This is a genomic window from Lactiplantibacillus herbarum (assembly GCF_001039045.1).
GTDB classification, from domain to species: Bacteria; Bacillota; Bacilli; order Lactobacillales; family Lactobacillaceae; genus Lactiplantibacillus; species Lactiplantibacillus herbarum.
On sequence record NZ_LFEE01000044.1, the window covers coordinates 1 to 21115 of the forward strand.

Annotated in this window: 17 protein-coding genes and 1 other annotated feature; of the genes, 5 read left to right on the plus strand and 12 right to left on the minus strand. The window is 44.1% G+C overall.

Going from position 1 to position 21115, the window contains the following annotated elements:
- Positions 1–82: 82 nt before the first annotated feature.
- The 6 genes from ACG95_RS13580 to ACG95_RS13605 form a co-directional block, all read right to left on the minus strand.
- Complete coding sequence (locus ACG95_RS13580; protein WP_048001056.1) at positions 83–1432, minus strand: FAD-dependent oxidoreductase; 1350 nt, start codon at positions 1430–1432, stop codon at positions 83–85.
- Positions 1433–1750: 318 nt separating this feature from the next.
- Positions 1751–3886, minus strand: a complete 2136-nt coding sequence (locus tag ACG95_RS13585) for a lectin-like domain-containing protein (protein ID WP_048001057.1) — start codon at positions 3884–3886, stop codon at positions 1751–1753.
- A 21-nt stretch (positions 3887–3907) separates the two neighbouring features.
- The gene (locus tag ACG95_RS13590; protein ID WP_048001058.1) at positions 3908–4924 is read right to left on the minus strand and encodes a WxLIP family cell surface protein; all 1017 of its coding nucleotides are present in this window, start codon (positions 4922–4924) and stop codon (positions 3908–3910) included.
- Between the two features lie 88 nt (positions 4925–5012).
- On the minus strand, positions 5013–5705 hold the full coding sequence (locus ACG95_RS13595; protein WP_048001059.1) for a WxL domain-containing protein: 693 nt from the start codon (positions 5703–5705) through the stop codon (positions 5013–5015).
- A 37-nt stretch (positions 5706–5742) separates the two neighbouring features.
- Entirely contained in the window at positions 5743–6327 is a 585-nt protein-coding gene (locus tag ACG95_RS13600; protein ID WP_048001060.1) for a WxL domain-containing protein, read from the minus strand.
- 1 nt (position 6328) lies between these two features.
- Entirely contained in the window at positions 6329–6604 is a 276-nt protein-coding gene (locus ACG95_RS13605) for a cell surface protein (RefSeq protein ID WP_237756532.1), read from the minus strand.
- Positions 6605–7247: 643 nt separating this feature from the next.
- Here ACG95_RS13605 and ACG95_RS13610 point away from each other — a divergent pair.
- Positions 7248–7829, plus strand: coding sequence for a TetR/AcrR family transcriptional regulator (locus ACG95_RS13610; RefSeq protein ID WP_048001061.1), 582 nt, complete (start codon positions 7248–7250; stop codon positions 7827–7829).
- A 224-nt stretch (positions 7830–8053) separates the two neighbouring features.
- On the opposite strand, the gene ACG95_RS13615 is transcribed toward ACG95_RS13610, so the two are convergent.
- From ACG95_RS13615 to ACG95_RS13625, 3 genes are read right to left on the minus strand one after another with little or no spacing between them, the layout of a single operon-like run.
- On the minus strand, positions 8054–8353 hold the full coding sequence (locus tag ACG95_RS13615) for a hypothetical protein (protein WP_048001062.1): 300 nt from the start codon (positions 8351–8353) through the stop codon (positions 8054–8056).
- Entirely contained in the window at positions 8337–9683 is a 1347-nt protein-coding gene (locus tag ACG95_RS13620; RefSeq protein ID WP_048001063.1) for a vWA domain-containing protein, read from the minus strand. Before ACG95_RS13620 ends, ACG95_RS13615 begins: the two co-directional genes overlap by 17 nt.
- 15 nt (positions 9684–9698) lie before the next feature.
- Positions 9699–10889 (minus strand): P-loop NTPase family protein, encoded by a 1191-nt coding sequence (locus ACG95_RS13625; protein WP_048001064.1) that lies wholly within the window; start codon positions 10887–10889, stop codon positions 9699–9701.
- Between the two features lie 362 nt (positions 10890–11251).
- Here ACG95_RS13625 and ACG95_RS13630 point away from each other — a divergent pair, with 362 nt between their 5' ends.
- Complete coding sequence (locus tag ACG95_RS13630; RefSeq protein ID WP_048001065.1) at positions 11252–11902, plus strand: MIP/aquaporin family protein; 651 nt, start codon at positions 11252–11254, stop codon at positions 11900–11902.
- 370 nt (positions 11903–12272) lie between these two features.
- Here the strand turns inward: ACG95_RS13630 and ACG95_RS13635 are convergent, their stop codons facing one another.
- Complete coding sequence (locus ACG95_RS13635; RefSeq protein ID WP_082137382.1) at positions 12273–14012, minus strand: ABC1 kinase family protein; 1740 nt, start codon at positions 14010–14012, stop codon at positions 12273–12275.
- Between the two features lie 143 nt (positions 14013–14155).
- Positions 14156–14413, plus strand: a binding site (T-box leader).
- Positions 14414–14526: 113 nt separating this feature from the next.
- Here ACG95_RS13635 and brnQ point away from each other — a divergent pair.
- From brnQ to ACG95_RS13650, 3 genes are all read left to right on the plus strand, one after another.
- Entirely contained in the window at positions 14527–15915 is a 1389-nt protein-coding gene (gene brnQ / locus ACG95_RS13640) for a branched-chain amino acid transport system II carrier protein (RefSeq protein WP_048001066.1), read from the plus strand.
- A 236-nt stretch (positions 15916–16151) separates the two neighbouring features.
- Complete coding sequence (locus tag ACG95_RS13645; RefSeq protein ID WP_237756534.1) at positions 16152–16403, plus strand: antitoxin of toxin-antitoxin stability system; 252 nt, start codon at positions 16152–16154, stop codon at positions 16401–16403.
- The gene (locus tag ACG95_RS13650) at positions 16384–16752 is read left to right on the plus strand and encodes a type II toxin-antitoxin system PemK/MazF family toxin (RefSeq protein ID WP_048001072.1); all 369 of its coding nucleotides are present in this window, start codon (positions 16384–16386) and stop codon (positions 16750–16752) included. Before ACG95_RS13645 ends, ACG95_RS13650 begins: the two co-directional genes overlap by 20 nt.
- Before the next feature lie 72 nt (positions 16753–16824).
- Here ACG95_RS13650 and ACG95_RS13655 read toward each other — a convergent pair whose 3' ends face one another.
- Both ACG95_RS13655 and ACG95_RS13660 read right to left on the minus strand, forming a co-directional pair.
- Positions 16825–18777, minus strand: a complete 1953-nt coding sequence (locus ACG95_RS13655) for a sugar MFS transporter (RefSeq protein ID WP_048001067.1) — start codon at positions 18775–18777, stop codon at positions 16825–16827.
- An 18-nt stretch (positions 18778–18795) separates the two neighbouring features.
- A complete protein-coding gene (locus ACG95_RS13660) occupies positions 18796–20847 on the minus strand; it encodes a beta-galactosidase (RefSeq protein WP_048001068.1) in 2052 nt (683 codons plus the stop codon).
- Between the last annotated feature and the right edge of the window lie 268 nt (positions 20848–21115).

The window sequence follows — 21115 nt, forward strand, 5'->3', positions numbered from 1 at the left end:
CCATCAACACCCAATATTGTAGAACCATAAAAAATAAGCCTTCTGACACGTGCTGTGTCAGAAGGCTTATTTTTTACGCTATTTATTTAGTAGCTGCTGCCGCTTGGGCAATTGCTGCTTGTCCGAGTAAGTTCAAGTAGTTAAATGGACGATCATAGATTGGTTGGAAGAACATATCAACGAAACCTAAGTCATCAATCGTGTTGCGGTTTTGGATCATCACTGAAATCACGTTGGCTGATTGTGAGACATCGTGTTCACTCATGAATTGTGCACCCAAGATTTCCCGGGTTTCAGGATTGTAAACAAGTTGCATCAAGACTGGTTTAGTCGTTGGCATGAATTCTGGCCGGTAGTTATCTTCAAAAGTGACCGCAGCGGCTGGAATCTTCTCAGCTTGGGCATGTTCCAAAGTCATCCCAGAAGAAACAATCGTCTTGCCGAATAACATTAAACCAGAAGTTGATTGGGTTCCCATGTACTTACGAGTTGGCTTGAAGATGTTCAAACCAACTAAAGTTCCTTGGCGAACTGCATTGGTAGCCAATGGAATGTAAGCATCTTTTTGAGTTGGGTTGTAGTGAACGGCAACAGAATCCCCAGCACCATAAATATCAGGGTCAGACGTCTGCATGTAATCATTCGTCTTGATAGAACCATTGGCGTTCATGTCAACTTTACCCTTCAACAAGGCGGTATTTGGCCGGAAACCGACACATAAGATCGCCATATCAGCAGTGTAACTGCCTTGATCGGTCTTAACCGTGACTTCTTTGCCATCGTCCTCGAAGCCTTTGACCATCTGGCCTAGTGCCATCTTGATGCCGTTGTCAGTAAAGTCTTTTTCAACACGGTCTGTAAAGCCTTTGTCTAAGTACTTGTTTAAGATTCGTGGTAAGCCATCAATCAGAGTAACTTCTTTACCTTGTTTTTGATAAGCTTCCACTAATTCAGTCCCAATGTAGCCCCCACCGATGACGATGACACGTTTTGCTGGTTTAGCAGCTTCCCATAATTTTTGGGCATGGGTCCAGTTCTTGCATAGGTAAACATTAGGACTATCAATCCCATCAATTGGTGGAATAACGGGCCATGAACCAGTCGTAACGACTAATTTATCATAATGTTCAGTTGCAACTGTGCCCGTCTTCAGGTCAGTTACAGTAACTTCGTGTTTGTCAGTATCAACATTGGTAACATCATGTTCCATCTGAACATTAGCGCCTAATTTTGATAGTTGTTCTGGACTAGAATAGAACAGTCCTTGAGGATCCGCAACTTCGCCACCAAGATAGAGGGCAATCCCACAAGAAAGGAATGAGACATTATCATTTCTTTCATAGATTGTGACCTCAGTGTCAGGGTTTGATGCCAAAATTTGGTTAACAGCGGCAGTGCCAGCATGGGTACATCCAATTACAACAACTTTCATATTAAAACGCTCCTTATTAAGTAAATGTATTTAATTTCACAATAACACTTGTACGTTATATATTAGGTAACAATTACATTGTACCAAATCATCAAGAAAGCGCAACCAAAAACAGGTAAAAAAATAATCTTTTCATTAATCGAACGATAACTAAACGTTGGTATTATTGCTTTTTTAAAGGTATATCCCTGTCAATCAGGCACTGTTTGCAAATAATAATCATTATAATATATCCCGTTAACCATAATAATACCAATAAACAAAAGCTCTCACAAGCAAATACTTGTGAGAGCTTTTATTTATTATTACCCCTGGTTATTAACTGGGGGCATTATTCAATGTCCAAGTGATCTGGCCCGAATAAGTCCCAGGCGTGGCGCCCGCATTACTCTTATAGAAGATCCCTGATTCACCATCCCAATTTCCAAGAACATCATAGTCATCCGTGTCACTCGTGGTTGTCCGACTATCAATCACAGTCCCTTGAGTATTCAGGGTTGTCGTCTTGCCATCTTGACGGAAGAGAACGTCACCAGGTAATTTTTTACCATTTGAGCTCTCAAAGTCAGTGACACTAGCTTGTAATTGCCAACTAGAGCCCTTACCACGATTGTCACTGACAACTACTTCCCAATCGTCTTCACGATCAGTTGTCTGGGAAGTCCCATTAACAGTGATTGGCTTAAAGGTACTACTTGATGACACCGTTTTGAAGCCTAGTTCGCCACTAGTTACTGTAATCGTTGTCGTCTTAACTTCCGACTCATTATCATCCTGGTCAGATGCCCAAATCGTCAATTCATTATCTCCAACGTGCAACTGACTGGCTTTAACAACGTATTGGAAGAAACCAGATTCGTCATCATCGCCTTCTTCCAACTTAAAGTCATCTAGCTCCTCACCATTTAAGGTAGGATGCAGCGTGATACTACTGTTGGTCACTTGTTCAGAGCCTTCAGCAACTACGATCCCTTGAATCTTCGCATCATTACCATTAGAAATGGTGTAATTAGTCTTATAGATATACAGATCAATCGGTTGGTCAACCGTGATCGTATAATCAGGTGCATTTGCGGTTGTTTCGAAGACTTTGTTCTTAAAGGTTGCCGAAGTTGTCGTCGTCGCACCGTTAACTTTCACATCGTCAGCTTTCCCTGTAAGTTGAATCGTTGCAGTTTGTTGACTAGCAGACAACGTTTTATCAAGCGTATAACTCGCAGATGTTGCACCGGCAGTTGGTGCCGTCAACGTCTGTTCAGTCCCATCGGCGTATTTCACCACAGCACTGTCAAACGTCACATTCTTTGGTAAATCCAGTTCAGCCGTAATATTATCCCAGTCTAACTGTCCACTCTCATAAGATAGTTTATAGTCATACTGCAATTTATGTTTGGCCTTAACTTTGGTTCCCGCCGTAACAGTTTTATTCTTAGTCGTATCGGTAACCGTAACATCCGCCTTAGCGTCAACCAAGTTCGGTGCACTTTCGATCACGACCATGTCAGAACTGGTGTTACTACCAGTCGCACCCATGAAGCCCCAGCGAACTAGGCCGTCACTAGCGTTGAACTGGCTAGTATCAATGACTTCACTCTGAGTAACGCCAGCACCCGTTGCTGAGCCATCCGTATTAACATCGTTAAACGTATACGTCATCGTTTTCGTATCGGCATGCCAATCCATAACTAAGTGGTGCCACTTGCTATCTCCAAGATCAACAGCTGTCATATTGTTGTGATTCTGCGTGAAGTAATATTTGGTTGACCAGATAATCCCAGTAATATCCAGACTTTTAACTGATTGACTCGTATACTGACTAGCTGATCCAGGATAACCAGTCGCAATATGTTGTTTCTTAATGCCGTTATCAAACGCATCTCCGCTGGCACTACTATACGATGTTGAATTATTCGCATAGGTATCAAACTCTAATGCCCAACTATTTTGAATAGCGGTTGATGCAATCTGGGCCGTATCCTGATTTTTGGTATCCGTATCGACGCCCCAAGTTCCTAATGTTTCACTCGCAGTACTCCCGGTTTTCACCTGAGCAGAAGCATTGGTGCCGTTAGGATCATTCTGTAAAACAAAGGCCATCCCATCACCAGCTTTAGTCACACTGGTTGATGATCCCAGATACACCCACATTTTGAAAGTTGCATCTTTATTTAAATCGAGGCGGTTAGCGTCATTGGACCAAAAACCACCTACTTGTTTCTTGCCAGTAATAACTTGCACCGCTTGTGTATTCGGCGAACTCGCATTCGTGACGTTGGCGATACTAGCACTATTCGTTGCGCCACCACTGAACGTTGCAGGCACCGTAAAGAGTTTATCTAATTGATTCAAGCCAGATGGTGCCGTTGCTAATGAGGCCTGACTCCGTGTGGTTCCGGCCCATAAACCAGTAAGCATGACAAATGCAACAAGTAACAGTTTAGGTCTCTTCCACATGTTGAAAACTCCTCCCGTTAGTTAATCCTGACGTCGGCGATTCTTCAATAGTAACCAGATAATTGCGCCTAACAATGCGATGATGACAACTCCCAAGGCCACAAACCACCAGAAATAATTGGTTGATTTTTGTGTGATTGACGAGTCATTCAACGTTTGGGCTTCTTTATCCGTAATCGTAAAGTTCTTGGTAAACTGCCACTTACCCTGATCCGCCGTAGCAGTTAAGTGCAAGGTGTATTTACCCGCTTTGAGTTGCTTGCTTCCATCACCGAGGGCAAAATCAAAATTACTATTTGGTGCCATCGACATATTTTCTTTCTCAGTGGTTAATAACTTCTTACTAGAACCCGCTTTGGTCACGTAACTCTTGATCTTTAAACCGTGCATAATCACCGGTTGAGTATTTTGCAAGTTAGCCGTAACGTAATTACGATAGTTCCTTTGTTGTGCTTTAACAGTGTGCAATTTCATCTCCGGTTTGATACTAATCGTATCTGTTTCCCGTAGTTGTACACCTAAAACGTAAGCGTACTGGTTATTAATCGCCATTCCACTACTGCTAGACGAAGATTGGTTAGTGCTCGTCTTCTGAATAACGTTAATCCCACCAAGTGCAATCCCGTTGAATTTCTTCTCAGGTACCGTTAATTTGATCGTAACTTTTTTTGTTGTTTTAGCTGGAACGGTCACAGTCTGCTTATCAGATAAGGCTGACTTCACATTGAACTTCAGCGATGAATCTGCCTTAGCTTTCGCCTGACTGTAATCAATGATCCCATTATCATTCGTGATTGCTAGGTTAGGTGAAACGGTGTACTGGTGTTCCTTGCTATCATTATTCTTGATCCGAATCGTTAAGTCCTGGGTCTGACCAGCCGTAACTTTGAGATCAAAATAAGACACTTTATTATTAATCTGATTTTTTGGTAACTCAGCCTGCACCGTATAGTTAAGGTCATCAGCCTGCGCAGTTAATGTTAAACCGCTAAAAACTAGCCCCATAATTAGCATTAGTCGCCAAAATGTTTTTTTCATAGATAATTTACCCTTCCTTTTCTCAATGGTAAGTAACTTGTTATGTATGATTGAAGCTGCCAGGTTGGTGGCAACTTCAATTAAATGTTTAACTTGGGGCATTGGTTAGTGACCACGCCATGGTTCCCGTGTAGTCACCCGTATTTGGTTTAAGGTCATGAACTTGCAGTCGAGTCGGGGTATTACCACGATTCAAGACTACTAGCCACGTCCCTAATCCCGTTTCGGGTTGGGCAACAACCACGTTATTAACAATTCCGGGCGTTAGCTCCCCCGTGTTAACAACACTGGGGGAATCACTAACATTATTTTCTCCGGGTTGTAATTGGATTGACCCCAACGTTAACGAGGTTGTTAACGACTGCTGATTGTTTTGTAACGGACTGGGCGTTACTTGTAAACTCCAACCAGCTGCCGTAGCTCGTCGATCAGTGACTTGAATCATGGCCCGCTCATTAAGTGCCGTCGTACTGATCGAATCACTCTTAGCTGTAATCGAGCCGAACTTTAAGTTACTCACAAAGTCGATTGTTAGTTGACCGCGGGAACCCGTTCCCGTCACATTTCCCTCGTCTACTGAATCACCAGGATATGGTTTGCTAGGTTCATCAGGGTCAACGGGAGTAACGGCGGTATCATCGTCCGTTGGCGTCAAATTCACTTGTACTCGGGACTGAGTCGAAGCAGCCTGAGCACGAACGCTGCTGCCCAAACTACCAATCATCAGACAGCCAACTGCGGTCATCAGTAACCGACTCGTCACTAGTAATCCTGTATTCATCGGTTACACCTCAGTTCTCCGATGACTAGCTAAGGTCTTAGCTTGGTGCGTTACCCAGCGTCCATGTTAAGGTTGCGGCGTATGAACCGGCAGAGTTACCAGCTGGTACTAGTAATTGAACATTTTCTTTGGCATAAGCTGCCGTAAATACACCAATACCTTCATCAGCGTTAGCGCCTAGGATTTGTTGGTTACTTGAATTAACATCTACTTGAGAACTACTTGGATGAGTCGAGACATTCGCTTCATCATCAGCTGAGACATCGGCACTCTTAAATGAGAGAACCGCACCCTTCAATGTCTTGCTCGTACTACTATCAGTAAAATCAGTACCGGCAACTGAAACGGCCCAGCCGTCTGTGTTACCAGGGTTTGTTACTTGAATGTTGCCACTCACAGAATCAGCATTGTAAGTTGTCGTTGCATTGTCGATGGTTTGACTACCGAAGTCAACGCCAGGGGCTTTATCCAAAGTAACCGTATTCTTATCAGGATCAGTATCCTGTGATAATTCAACTTGAGCCTTGGTTGATTGTGTATCGGTGTCAGCAGCCATGGCTGTCAATGGTAGACCTGCGACAAGTGTAATTCCTGCGATTAACGTTCCAACATATTTCTTCATATTACGGTTGCTCCTTTATTGTTTGACGGTTGCGCCACCAGATTGGAATTAATGAGACTAACAAGATAAGCCCTAGGATGCCTAGACCGAGTAGAATCCACTGCTGCATTTCATTCATTTGTGGTAATAAGCCTTGCAGCGGCCCAGCCTGACTTCCTGAATCAGATGCAACTGTTAAATGGTAGGTACCTGTATGCACATCAGCGGTCGCTGGTAGTGCTACAAGTAGACTAAGTAATAAGCTTGATAAAGCGGTAAGCCATTTAATATCAATCACGTCCTTTCCAGGAATTCACCTTAACGTTTTAACCTCACTAATTCTTTGTGCTAATAGTGAATCGTTGAGTAACCCTTTCAACACGGAAAATATATCATGGAATGTAAATCGCTGTCAATTGGTGACCCCCTTTAATTATTTACAAAAGTTCCTTTTTTAACGGTCTTCTGAGCTATTTCTCATTTTGAGATTTGTATAAAAATATTTGTTCAAACTGTTTCAATCAGTTTATAGATAAGCTTTCATAAGGCTATTATTTTTCTTCTTTTAGTTAACAAATCGCAACATTAAATTCAATTCAAAAGCAAAAATTATATTATTGTTAGAATTTAATGAGCTTAACTATTAGCAAAAAGCTTCTATAACTATAACTATTCATCCTCAATATAAAATTGGAATATTAGCGTTTTAAACGCTGTTGAATCAACTTTTTACATCAAATTCCGCTTTTTTTGTAAGCGATTATACTACAGTCACATCTTCAATTCAGTTTTAATACTTTCATCACAACCATTAAAAGTTACTTTCAAAACAATAAAAGCCACTATCATCTTCATTTCAAAGACTTTCCTTATTCATTTCCTTCATAAACACCTGTGGTATACTGATAACACTCATTTCCAACCCGAAAGGTGGTCCCACTGTGCCAGCTAAAAAAACGTTCCAAGATGATCAAGTTATCGAAAAAGTGATGCATTTATTTTGGCAACAAGGCTACTACCACACCTCAATGGATGAAATTGTAGTTGCTAGTGGCGTCAAAAAACAAAGTCTCTATAATGCCATCGGTGACAAACACACGCTCTACCTGAGAGCACTAGACCGTTATCATCAGCAGATTCTGACCGACTGTACTCAGGCAATGCAGCACCTTGAACAGGCTGGAGCTGCTCCACTAGCCATTCTCAGCATGTTGTTAAGCCAAAGTCTAGCCGGAGAACACCCCGCTGGTGATCTAATGGCTAACGCAACTGCTGAATTTGGAACTAGCGACCCCGATGTTCAGCAAGCACTGACTCATTTCTATGATGACTACCTTACCTTGATGGCTTCTGTCATTCTAAAAGGTCAGGCTAACCAACAAATCATCAACTCGCAATCGAGTACGTTACTCGCCCAGACGCTCTTGGAAGCACGGATTGGTTTACAGATGCGGATTCGTCAAGGTGAACAACCCGATATCGAACAACGCCAACAAGCTTGGATAACCTTTCTTACTATATGATAAAAAATGACAAAAACGAGTTTGGGACAAAACCCAAACTCGCTTTTGTATCTTCAAATATTTACAGTCGAAACGTGGGACAAAAGACTGCTCCCTCCGCTTAGCTACGGAATACAAACGATTGAAAATGCACAATCATTCGTATTCCTAGGCTATGCTCGGTAGCAACCCGCCTTTTGTCCCACTCTCGCTTTTTTATTATTTTCTTCTATATATAGTTATTTCTATAGGTACTTTTGGACAAGCCAATGCTGCGCAACGCCACTCAGCTGACTGCCAAAATGTTGTCGCAATTGCTGAACACCAGCGTAGGTTTCAAAATCAAATTGGCTCGTCAGCGTTGCGCTTCTCAATAAAGACCGAGCTAACGTTAGGTCATCGACCGTAATCTGCTGACGATAAGGCAAACTTTCATCTGCCATAATGCGTTGCCATTGATCCGTCAAAATTGCCGTTGCTCGTTGATAACGGTGATCATGAGTCAATAACGACTGCATATCGGCCGGATTAAGCGGTTGTGCCATGTTCGTCATCCCCAATCTTCAAATTAACCACTCGCCCAATGACCGGATTCACAGATAGGTGGTCATTAGCACTGGCCAGTAACCAAATCACGTTGGTAAATCGATGGTCATCTATTTGTGCTTCACCCTGTCCGTCCGTCAAAATCAACGCTAAGGTGGTCGCATTCGTTAAATGATGTGCCGCCAAGTCATCAAAGATTGCTTGGTAGACCGTTCCGCCACCACCATGCCGTGTAAACCGAATCTGCTGCGGCAAACTCGCTTGGTAAGTCTGGCCCGGTTGTACAATCGCATCAAAGGCCTTGACCGTAATGGTTGCTGTAACCATTTGCGTTAAAGTCGCAACTTGACTCAATAATTGTTGCAAGGTCGAATCGCTGATTGAACCCGAATTATCCACGTAGACCTGTAGATCCAAACGTGTCTCACTGATTTGCCCTGGTAATTCCATACGAAAGGGTTGTCGTCGGTTGAAACGGGCTCGCGATAACTGCTTACCACTCGGGATTTGCCCAATCCCACGAGCTAATAGCTGTCGCCAATCAACTTGTGGCGCCTGCCGTCGAACTTCTAACTGAGTCACAACCTTACCAGCTACTAAACCACGCCCAACCTCGTTAGTTTGGGCCCACGCATCCTTGGCCAACTGTTTCATCCGTGCCGACGCTAAATTGGGATTGGTCAATTGGCCGCTATCCGCCCACGACTGTACATCATCAATCGGCGGTGTTTGATCATTACCAACACTAGGCTGGCGATCATTCCCCGTCGTTGATTGCTCCGATTGAGACTGATCATCTTGCTTATTCGATTGTTGCCGTTGTTGTAACAATTTTAAATAAGTCCCTGAATCTGCTTTTAATGGAAGCTTTGCCGTCACTAACGGCTGAACAGTCGCTAGCCGCACCGCCTCATCCGGTAATCCATCCACGTATTGATTAACCGCTAAGTCGGTCGCTAGCGTCACTAATTGACGCTGCATTGCTACCTGTTCACGGTAACGTAACGGGTGTTGCCAGACAACGTGTAACGCCACGTGTTTTAGCCCTGCCTGCAGACTATCAAAGCGTGAAAAGGTGCGCGCCATCGCGTTTGGTCCGTACTGCAATACTAACTGATTATCTTGCCATACCAATGCAAATGGACTAGTTAACGTCGCAACTAATTGCCGCGGCAGCCGTGTTACCAGTTCGCCATAGAATTGATCAGTTGCGAGTAAGTCAATCACGGCCCGGCTCAGCATAGTTGCCCCAGCTGCTTCAGTCGCTGCACTTGGATCAGTTATCACGCTTTGCCGCCACTGCGCGTATTCCGCCGCATTATTGATCATCACCCTCACCACTTTCTATGAATTAGCCCAGCTTGCCACCTGTTGTAAATACTGATAGAGGGCCGTCACGTACGGACTTTCTTTAGCCACGTTAGCCGTATATAACTGTTTAAGCAATTCACGATCATGACCGATACGCTGAACTAAGGCAAACTGCCCATCCTGACTCAAAGTCTGTAACAGTTGTGTAAAGCGGCCAGCATAGCGATCGTTGGTCAGCGGGTAAGTCGCTGTTAAGCCTAAGCAACTCCCTAGCACCGTGCTTTTCTGAATCTCACTCATCGCTTGAAACTGTTTGAGAATTGGTGCTGGCACCACTGCCCCCACTGGCTGACTATCGTAAATTGTCGCTGGCGTTAAATGAATGGCTTGCTGTTCCATGAATTGCTCGAAAGCTAACCCCAGTTCATCACCAACGTCACCCTGAAAAATATCCAAGGCTACGGCTGTTTGTTGCGCTAGCGGTAGCTTTTCAAGCTGATAAAGATTGGTCGAAACTCGTTCCCATGCGCGCGGTGTCGCCGTTAGGTCGCCCTGCACGTCACTTTGGTTGAGCCGTGTCACATCCTCACCAATAAAGCGCTGAACGGTAGGATGAATATGCGGCTGTTTCCGGTCATCCATTTGTTGCGCCCACGCCAGCCAATCAGCCGCATCGGTGCGCATTACTAGTCGAACGGTTCGATCCTTAATAGCTGCATCACCGGCCACCACGCCGTAAGTGCTGTCCGCAAAACCACTCATGCTAGCATCCGGGTTTTCCGCTAAAATCAACTGCACCTGTTGCGGCAAAATCAGCGTATTAATCGTCCGTTGTAGAACTAAGTTCATCAGTTCACTCTGAACAGCTTGGGTTCCCCGGTTAAACTCATCCAAAAACCAGAGGATCGGTTGGTCAGGATACTGCTCCGCATATTGGATAATCTCAATCAGAGTATGCGCGTACCCATACTGTACATCCGCCAACCGGCCGTACTGCTTAGTCTGAACAAACGACTCACTGGTCAGTGGTGGTACTGGAATCGCAAGGTCACCCTTTTCGGACAAACTCACGACCGTCGTAAATAGCTTAGCTCCCATTTGATGGGCGACATCAGCTACTAGCGCCGACTTGCCAATACCGGCTTCACCGACAATATTAGGCACGTTACCCGCTTTTAATACGACGGGAACCGCTGTTAAGAGTGCTTGGTACGATAACGTCATTGAATTTACCTTCCTTTTGCTTAATTACTACGCAGCCTATTCGCCATTGATACTTCCCATTATAAGACAGTCTCCCTACCTTACTGAGCATAAAGTTTATAATTTGTTAGGTCACTTAATAGTCGCTTATCAATATTCGAGCACTAATTCGATATAACAGAATGCTAATTTTTAATTATCTCTAAAAAAGCTAAAATCAGCTAAAAACACTGCAATATCAAGCTGTATATCCAGCATCCACTATCAAAATAATCATATTAAGTTCATCTAAATAATCATTAATTGAGCAAAATTAGTTATTTAAATCTTAAGATATTGTAAAATAGATAAAGTTAGCAATCATTCAAAAGGGAGTGTGTTCTATGCGTAAATATTTAGCCGAATTTCTCGGCACGTTCATGTTAGTGTTCTTAGGTACCGGTACCGTTGTCATCGCTAAAGGTGACGTTCTTGCCATTGGGTTAGCCTTCGGGTTAGCAATCACTGTTTCCGCCTATGCTTTTGGTGGAATCTCTGGTGGTCATTTCAATCCAGCCGTTACGACGGCCATGTTGATTAACCGTCGGATCAATGCCGCTGATGCGGTTGGTTACATCATCGCCCAAATTATTGGTGCGGTCGTTGCTTCTGCCGCTGTCAAATCATTTGTCAGTGCGTTAGGCTTATCTGCAACCTCACTTGGTCAAACGGATTTTTCTAAGATCAACAGTGGCATGGCCTTCTTCGTTGAAGCCTTAGTTACTTTCTTGTTCTTAATGGTTATCCTCAATGTGACGAGCAACGATCATGGTAACAGCGACTTTGCTGGTTTAGCTATCGGGGTTACCCTTAGCTTCTTGATCATCGTTGCCCTCAACTTAACGGGTGGTTCATTGAACCCAGCCCGTTCAATCGGACCAGCAATCTTTGCTGGTGGTAGTGCCGTATCACATCTCTGGGTCTACATCTTAGCCCCAGAAGTTGGTGCTATTTTAGCAGCATTCTGTGCACGAGCACTCGGTTCAGAAGACTAATTTAAGAGTGCACTAAGAGCCGGGTAGTTGCTGAGCATAGCCTAGGAAGGCCGATGATTGCGCACTTGGCAATCGTTGGACTTCCGTAGCTAAGCGGAAGCAACTGGCTCTTGACGCACGTTTCGAAAGAGTGCACTATCAGGCGGTTAGGGATCAAGCATAGCCTAGGAAGCCTGATGATTGTGCACTTGGCAATCGTTAGGCTTCCGTAACTAAGCGGAGGTCTCTGCCTGATAGCGCACGTTTCGACCATTAACATTAAACCAACAAAAAACCAGCTACTTCAGAATTAATTCTGAAGTAGCTGGTTTTTTATATACGACTAATTTAGTACTGAAACTCAGCTCATCAGGCCATTTTCAAATCAAAGCTACCCCTTATGTCGCCAGTGCTGGTACCACGAATGTAACGTTCCAATCAACAATCCAATGATAACCACAACCGCGGCCACGTAGCCAAAGATCCCGATATTAGTAATCCAACTATTATCAGGATGACTCTGAACCAGCAACGACGACCCTATAATCAGTGCCGCCAAAATGACGGATAGTACGACTTTATTCACCATCGAGTCGATGCGATCAATGAACATCTTACGGTGCGCAAACACAAGGTTGACCCGTGTCTGACCATTAGCAAATGTATCTAACGACGATAAGAGTCGTGACGGGATTTTCGGCGTATCATGTAAGCTTTGCAAGCTCGCTAATAAGCCATCCTCTAATTCGTTGCGTAGATTTAAGTTTTCACGCACGTATTTCCGCGCAAATGGTCGGGCAACATCCATCATCGACAAAGTCGGATCGAGCAATTCTACGATTCCTTCTATGGTTCCAAAGGCTTTTCCTAGCATCGTAACAGCTGGATTCATCTGAATATTGTTGCTGCGACAGACCTTGACCATCTCAAACAACAGCCCTTGAAAATCAATATCACCCAAGCCAGAATTATAATACTGCCCTAAAAATGGCGCTAATTCACTGAAGAACGCCTCTTCGTCGACTTCACCTGTCCGATTGGAAATCGCTAAAATCGCCTTACCGACTTGCCGCGTATCCTCGGTTGTCACGGCGACCACCACGTTAGCAATACCATCCATCAATGCCGGGCTGATTTCACCCATCATGCCAAAGTCCAAATAAACTAAACGGTATGGTGGTAAACGTCGCTTACCCAGCTTGCCTTTCCGCGTCACCGTATCTTCATAACCAATATCGCCTGGGTGCAATTCTCGCAGTAAGATATTGCCGGGATGTGGATCAGCGTGGAAGAAACCATCCTCAAACACTTGCTTCAAAAAGTTTTGGACGAGAACATTGGCCAGATACTTACGTTCATCATCATATTGATGATCATCCGCCGCATCCGCTTCCGTCAGCTTCGCCATCAATTGTTGAATGCTAGTTCCCGCCATGTATTGATTGACGAGCACTTTTTGCGTGCTGTACTTAGCATAGACGCGGGGAACTCGCAGAATATCGTCACCGTCATTTAATCGGTAAAAACGCGCGCCGTTCTTCACTTCAATCATCGTATCCAATTCATTGAATAAGGATTGTTTGATCTCTGAAACCATTTCTTGCAGATCAACGACTGATGCTTCTGGAATATAGCGCAACAATGGTAACGCGCGCTCAAACAATGAGATATCCAAAGCCACTTCGGTATCAATACCGGGATGTTGGACTTTAACGACCACTTTCTGCCCGTTTAATAACGTTGCGTGGTGCGTTTGACCCATTGAGGCCGAAGCAAATGGCTGCTCATCAAAACTAGCAAACATCTCGCCAATTGGCTTGCCAGTCTGGTGCTCAAGCGTCTCTTTGACGACTTCAAAGTCATCCGCGTGAACATTGTTTTGTAATTTTTTGAGTTCGTTGGCGAATTCCGGTTTCACAATATCCGTTCGTGAAGAGAGAATTTGCCCAATTTTAATAAAGGTTGGTCCTAACTCTTCGAACGCCAGCCGAACCTGATCCGGATTTTTCTGTCGCGCTAAGTTACTCAACACGTTGTAACGCCGCAGCACACTTAGAATAGTACGAAAGCGGGTATGGCGCGTCTGATTTTTTTGCCATTGGGGTTTCTCTGTCGATTCGTCCGTTGTCATGCTATCCCTCCTCACCGAATTAATAACTACAGCTATTATCCATCTTTCAGCCTCATCGCGCACTAGCTATTATGACTTTTTCAAAAAAACATTGACAATTTAATCTCACGGCGTTAAATTAAAAACACATTATAAAACGATTAACAAACACGTCGATGAACAAAGTAAATTTTCTTGGAAGTGCCTAGAGAGCGTCAGGTTGGTGTAATGACGCCACAACCAGAAAATCGAAAATCAGTTCTGAGTGGCAGTGACGAGCATGAATGTTAGTTACTGTTGGTTGCTCCCATTATTGAGCCCGGGTATCGCAAGTGGCCGGTCACTTGCCGTACCTACTGAGGTGTTCCGTAGTAATACGGTTCACAAAGCTAAGGTGGTAACACGTGTTGGACGTCCTGGTTTCTGAGTTTACTCAGATATCAGGGCGTTTTTTGGTTAACCGATAATTAGTCGCAAAGTGTATTTACTTTGTGCTAGTCCATTTTGCAAACAATTAGAAAAGGAGTGCTGCTATATGTTAAATCGTGTTACAAGCCATTCATTATCCAAACGTGATTATGTCACCTTAAGCTCTATGATTTTTGCCCTATTCTTCGGTGCCGGTAATTTGATTTTTCCACTTCATCTCGGCCAACTGGCTGGCAGCCATTGGGGAACTGCCGCACTAGGATTCCTTGTCACTGCTGTCTTACTGCCATTACTCTCAGTTCTCGCCGTTTGTATCACTAAATCTAAAGGCGTTTATGACATTGGCAAACCACTTGGTACTACATTTGCAATCGTCTTCATGGTGCTAATTCACTTCACGATTGGACCCTTTTTTGGTACACCCCGGACGGCTACCGTTTCATTTACAGTTGGCTTAGCACCACTCTTGCCAGTCAAGTATCAGTCCCTAGCACTCCTCATCTTCTCAGCTGTCTTCTTCGGTCTCGCTTATCTCTTATCCGTTGAGCAGAGCAAGATTTTGGCCCGGGTTGGTAAACTTTTGAACCCTCTTTTCCTGTTATTACTAGTCGGTATCTTCACCGTTGCTTTCAGCAGCCCTTTAGCCCATGCAGGCAGTACTACTGCTACCGTTGCCTACCAAAACGCAGGTTTTACCAATGGCTTTCTACAAGGTTATAACACCATGGACGCCTTAGCTGGTTTAGCGCTGGGAGTTACTATCGTTACTGCCGTTAAATTCATGGGTCAAACTGATCCAAATAAGGCAGCGTGGGTTACAGCCCGTGCAGGACTATTCTCTATGACTTTTGAAGGTGTAATTTATGTCCTGTTAATCTTGCTTGGCGCCCAATCGTTAGGACAGTTTAAATTATCCGATAATGGTGGTGTAGCCTTTGACCAGATTGTTAATCATTATATGGGTAACGTTGGCCAAGCACTCCTTGCCGTTCTGATCATCACGACCTGTTTGACGACTGCCATCGGATTAGTCGCTGCCTTTGCCCAAGATTTTCACAAGCACTTTGGATTCTTGAGTTATAAAGCTTGGCTTCGGATCACCTGCTTAGCTTCATTTTTAACTGCCAATATCGGGCTCAATCAAATCATCGCTTGGTCGACACCAGTCTTAATGTTTCTTTATCCATTGGCAATGGCGCTGATCTTTCTATCTATTTTTTCACCGCTATTCCATAAGTCTAGTATTGTTTACGGCTGGGTAGTTGTCTTCACCGTTATTCCAGCCGTCTTTGATATGATGGCTGCTTTCCCAGCAGTAGTCAGCCAAAGTGCGCTTGGTCAAGCAATGGCTCACGTTCAAAATTACTTACCATTAGCTAGCAGCGGTATGGACTGGCTAGTTCCTGCTTTAGTGGGTGCCGTATTCGGAACAGCTTATTACGTCGTCAGTCAACACAAAGTTACAGCAAGTGTCTCAGCCATCACTAAGCATTAATTTTATCGGCCTTGCGCTCACATTGAGTTTGTCCCACGTTTCAACATTGTAAAATACCATGATAGGTAAAATCGGAAGTGTCCGTTACCTATCATGAGTTTAACTAACACAATGTGCACTGAATAAACATTTTTAGAGACACTCTACGTATATTTAGATGAAGACCTTTTTAATTTTAAAACTAAACAGTGTGATATATACTAATATATATAAATTAAAGAGGCGGAGGCATTACTATGATGAAAAACGTCGGCTCCAAACCCGTTAAAATGCGTAAAGTAGGTGGCTCAACTGTTTTAACAGTTCCTAAAGGCATTACAGTTACTGGACAGGAATACGATGTCTATCAAGGACGCGGTGGTCAGATCATTTACAGTCCAAAGCGTGCTAATCCTTTCTTAGACCCTAATTTCGTTAAAAGCCATGACTTTACTCAAGCCGAAGTTATCGGAGGACAATTAAGTGGCCATGAAATTCCAATTGACTAAGCTAGATTACACTCCCGAGATCCAAGACCTCATTTGGTTAGATTTCGATCCTGCCACGGGTCATGAGATTAAAAAGCGGCGACCTGCCCTAGTTTTAAGCTCTAGTGGTTATAGCCATGTTAGTAAACTGGCAGTCGTTACACCCATTACCCACGCGAACCGCAATGCTCAAATGCAAACCGGCTTCATGATTCCACTAAGTAGCACATTACCAGTTGACGGTTACATTAATCCTTTACAATTTTATACACTTGATTTTAGGCAGCGTAAGGCCACATATATCACGACATTAGATGATTCAACTTTCATTCTAGTTCGCCAACGAATTCAAGAAATTTTAAACTTCTAACCTATCCTACAGCTACCAAAAGCACCCCTAACAATATGCTAGGAGTGCTTTTTTATCGATTACAATTAACTATCATGCTTTAAACGTCACCGTCGTTGCGGCTTGGCCATGTTGAATTGTTTCTGGCCAATCCGTTGTCTGATCCGTGATTCGACCAGGTTGCGTAAAGAACGTCACAACCACATCATCGTAACCACTCTGCTTGATCAAGTCACGGTCGAACGTCATCAACAAGTCACCCGCGTGAACAATCTGACCATCTTGGTAATAGGTCGTAAAGCCTTCACCACGTAGGTTAACTGTTCCAAGACCCACGTGAATAATCGTCTCTAAACCATCTTCAGAAACGATCCCCAACGTATGTTTCGTTGAGAATGTGAAGCGAACAGTCCCATCAAATGGTGCGTATAAGCGACCATCACTAGGTCGAATAGCAAAACCAACGCCCGGTAACCCGTGACTATAGCCGTCATCAACATCGCTTAAAGCTAACATTTGACCACTGACTGGTGCTAAGACCTTTGTGGTAGCAGTCACATCCGTTACCTGACTGTCTTCAGCTACAACCGTAGCATCGCCATCCGCAAGCTTCTGTTGTAATTCTTCAACAATTTCAGCATGCTTCTTTTCAGTAATCGTTACTTTAAATAAAAAGACCAATAGTGACAAGATTGCACAAGCTAGCGGTAAGTAGAACGCCAACGTTTCAAAAATATGAATATCGTGAGCCGTCATATCGGCTGCCGTCGCACTCCCAGTCATCCCAGCAATTAACGCAATCGCACCAACGATCCCGTTTGAAAAGGCACCGGTGATCTTATCCAACATTGGACGAACCGCTAAGACAACGGCTTCGTTCCGGTTACCATTCTTCAACTGACCGTATTCGATTGCATCAGTCATTGAAAGAACCGTTACTAGTTGGGCAAAGTTGATGTTAAACAACACTAACCCAACAACTAATAAGGTTAAATTAGTCTGCGCAACGATAAAGATCACGTAGGCTAAGATCATTGAACATTGACCGATTGCAAACAAGACTTTCCGTGGAATGAAACGGTTCAAGATTGGGTAAAGTGGTGACGTTACAAAGCCGATCACCGTCGCTACGGCCCCGGCAATCCAGAATTCACCCGGTTTACCAATCACGAACTTGAATAGGTAGAATAAGACCCCGTTCGTCGTCACGTATGCTAATGAATAGAACAAGTAGCCCAAGCTGACCCACAGAATTTGGTCATTCTTGAGAATCCCAACGAAAACCCCTTTGATCGTAGTCTTTTGCTTAGCGGCCTCACGAATCGCGTTGTGTTTTTCCGTTGTTCCGAATGCGACACATAGTGATGACAAGACGGCAACAACCCCAACAATAATGGCAAAAGCTAACCAGCCTTGTGGCCCCTGCGTGTGTTTACCAGTTGCCACAAAAGTGAAGTACGTGGTAATTGGCACCACGATCATCGTTAGTCCGTTCCAACCGATCGTCCCCGTAAAACTACCCAACGCCGTAAAGATACCGCGAGAGTGGCTATCTTCACTGATTGCGGGCACCATACCCCAGTAAGAAACGTCAGTTAACGAATAAAAGATATCTAAAACAACAAACAGAATAACAAAGACAATCGCAAATAAAATCCAGTTAACCTTGGCTAAGCCAAAAATCCCAGTAAAAATAATGACTAACAAGATCGAACTCACAATACTACCGACGACTTGCCACGGTTTGAACTTACCCCAGCGCGTCTCCGTATTATCCACAATGTTACCCAAGATTGGATCAATAACAACTTCGGCTAAACGAATAACCACGACAAGTCCCGTAATCAAACCGATTAAACGATTCGCAATCGCTGGTGCGACGCCGCTGAACATTCCACTCGTGACGTACACGATAAAGTACGTACTTAACGCCCCGTAAAAAGCTGAATGTCCTAAGTTCCCTAAGGCAAAGGCCACACCTTCGTTCACCTGATGCCATGAGAGTTTTTTCTTAGTCACTGGCTGCTGGTCAATATTTTGTTCCATTAGTCTCACCCCATTAAATTATTTTTTACTAACGTATACCTGAACACCATAGCTGGTTAATTCTTGTTGGTCTGAAACGACCTGATCACTAAAGACATTCTTTAGTGATTGATTCAAAGTAATCGTCGCTGGTTGGTGACTGAAGTTCGTGACGAAGTAATAACTCTGCTGATCATCTTCACGAACCTGAATCGCAACGTGCGCGTTATTTTTAGCAATCGGCAACGGCAGTTTTAATTGAAGCGTCGTTGCAAGTTGTTCATAGAACGCTGCCAAGAAATCCGTGCCAGTGCGCGCCGCTAAATAATGAGCAGTCCCCGTACCCAGCGTATTCTTGGTAACAGCTGGTGTTCCAGCGTAAAAGTCTTTCTGATATGTTCCCACTGATTGCGCCGTTGCCAGGTCTACGACATCACAGTAATCGTTGATTTGATAAGCCTGATGGTAGGCCGTTAGTGCGTTATGTTGTTGTGGATAGAGCGTATCCGTTTCTTGGACGCTGATTCCGTAGGTTGCCTGCAAGTCGGCTAGCCCGTCTCCTTGATAAGCTAAGAAGTTCTCATCCACAACTCCGGTGATGTAAGTTCCAACTAAGTGACCACCCTGTTCAACGTAGGCTTTGAGCTTTGCCGCAAAAGCATGACTCATCATGAAGTGCATTGGATCGATCACTAAGCTGTACGGCGTTAAATCATCCGTCACACTGACGATTTCAACTGGAATATCATGTTCCCAGAAGTACTGGTAGTGTTCCTGAATCGTGCGCCAGTACTGCTTAGTTTCGTTGGCATAATTACGCGCATCATCCAACGCCCACATGTTGTCGTAGTCGAATACGATGGCAACTTTGGCGGTCTTACGCGTCGTCCGTAGTACGGGCTGCAATTGCTGCAAATCTTGGCCCACTTTAGTAACATCGTTGAACGCACGGGTACGTGTCCCCCGGTGATTCGTGACGACTGATCCATGGAACATCTCAGAAGCCCCTAGTGATTGGTGTAATTGGAAGTAAAGTACCGAGTCAGCTCCGTGGGCAATCTGCTGTAAACTGCCCATTTCGTGCATACCTGGCCGTTTTGCCCGGTTGAAAGGATGCCAGTTAACTTGAGATGGGGTACTTTCCATGATTAAATAATTGCTGTGTTTCAAACTGCGCATGACGTCATTCATCAACGCCGTCTTCATCGCAAGACGGGCGGTGCTTTCGTAACCGTTGCTCCAGTTCGGATAAGAATCCCAACTGACAACGTCGACGTGTTCAGCGAATTTTTGATAATCCAAATCGTAGAAGACGTGTGATTCTGATGGATTGCCACCCATGAAGTTGGCTGTTACTGGAATATCTGGTGTCAGTTCACGTAATGGCTTGATTTCATTCTCAAAGAAATCGATTGTGCGGTCGGTAACGAAGCGCCGCCAATCCAGGTTCAATCCCATCACACCGGTATCTCCCGATGGTGATGGCGCCTGAATTTGATCCCAACTGGTGTATTCGTGACTCCAAAAAGCATTCCAATAGGCATGATTCAAGTTTGCCAACGTCTGATATTTAGCTTGCACCCATTCACGGAAAGCAGCTTGGCACAAATCGCAATAGCAAGCACCACCGTATTCATTCGAGATATGCCACAATAGTAGGCTTGGCCGTTTACCATAGCGTTGCGCTAACTGCCGGTTGATTGCTTGCACCTTTTCCCGATAAACTGGTGCGGTGTAGCAATGATTGTGGCGTTCACCGAATTGATTGCGTTGACCTTGTTCATTGACCCGCAATACTTCGGGGTACTTCTCGCTTAACCAGCGTGGACGCGCACCACTCGGCGTTGAGAGGATAATTTTGGTTCCCTGTGCTTCAGCTTGATCAAAAATCTGGTCGAGCCAACTAAAATCATACTGGCCCTCGCTTGGTTCTAATTTGTCCCAAGCAAAAATACCTAAGGTTACGGTATTCAGCTTAGCCTGTTTAAAATCTTGAAAGTCTTGTTCAATGACTTCGGGATGGTCCAACCACTGATCTGGATTGTAATCACCCCCGTGTAAGAATTCATTGGTATGTAGTGGGGTTGCCATTGTGTGCCGTACCTCGTCTTTCATAAATTAATATTGGTTTACTGTTTCAACACTTATTATCATAAGCGCTCAAAGCGGTAATTGTAAGCGTTTTACTAAAATAATTACTAAATATCAGTAAACAAGATTTACGTTCTGTTTACTAACGTTACTTATTTCATTTATAGGGATGTAAGCGTATTATTATTCAGGAAGGCTTCAACACTAGTAAACATTACTTAACTAAAGGCTGAAAGTTCCAAAACAGCTTAAACCATTGATTTAACAG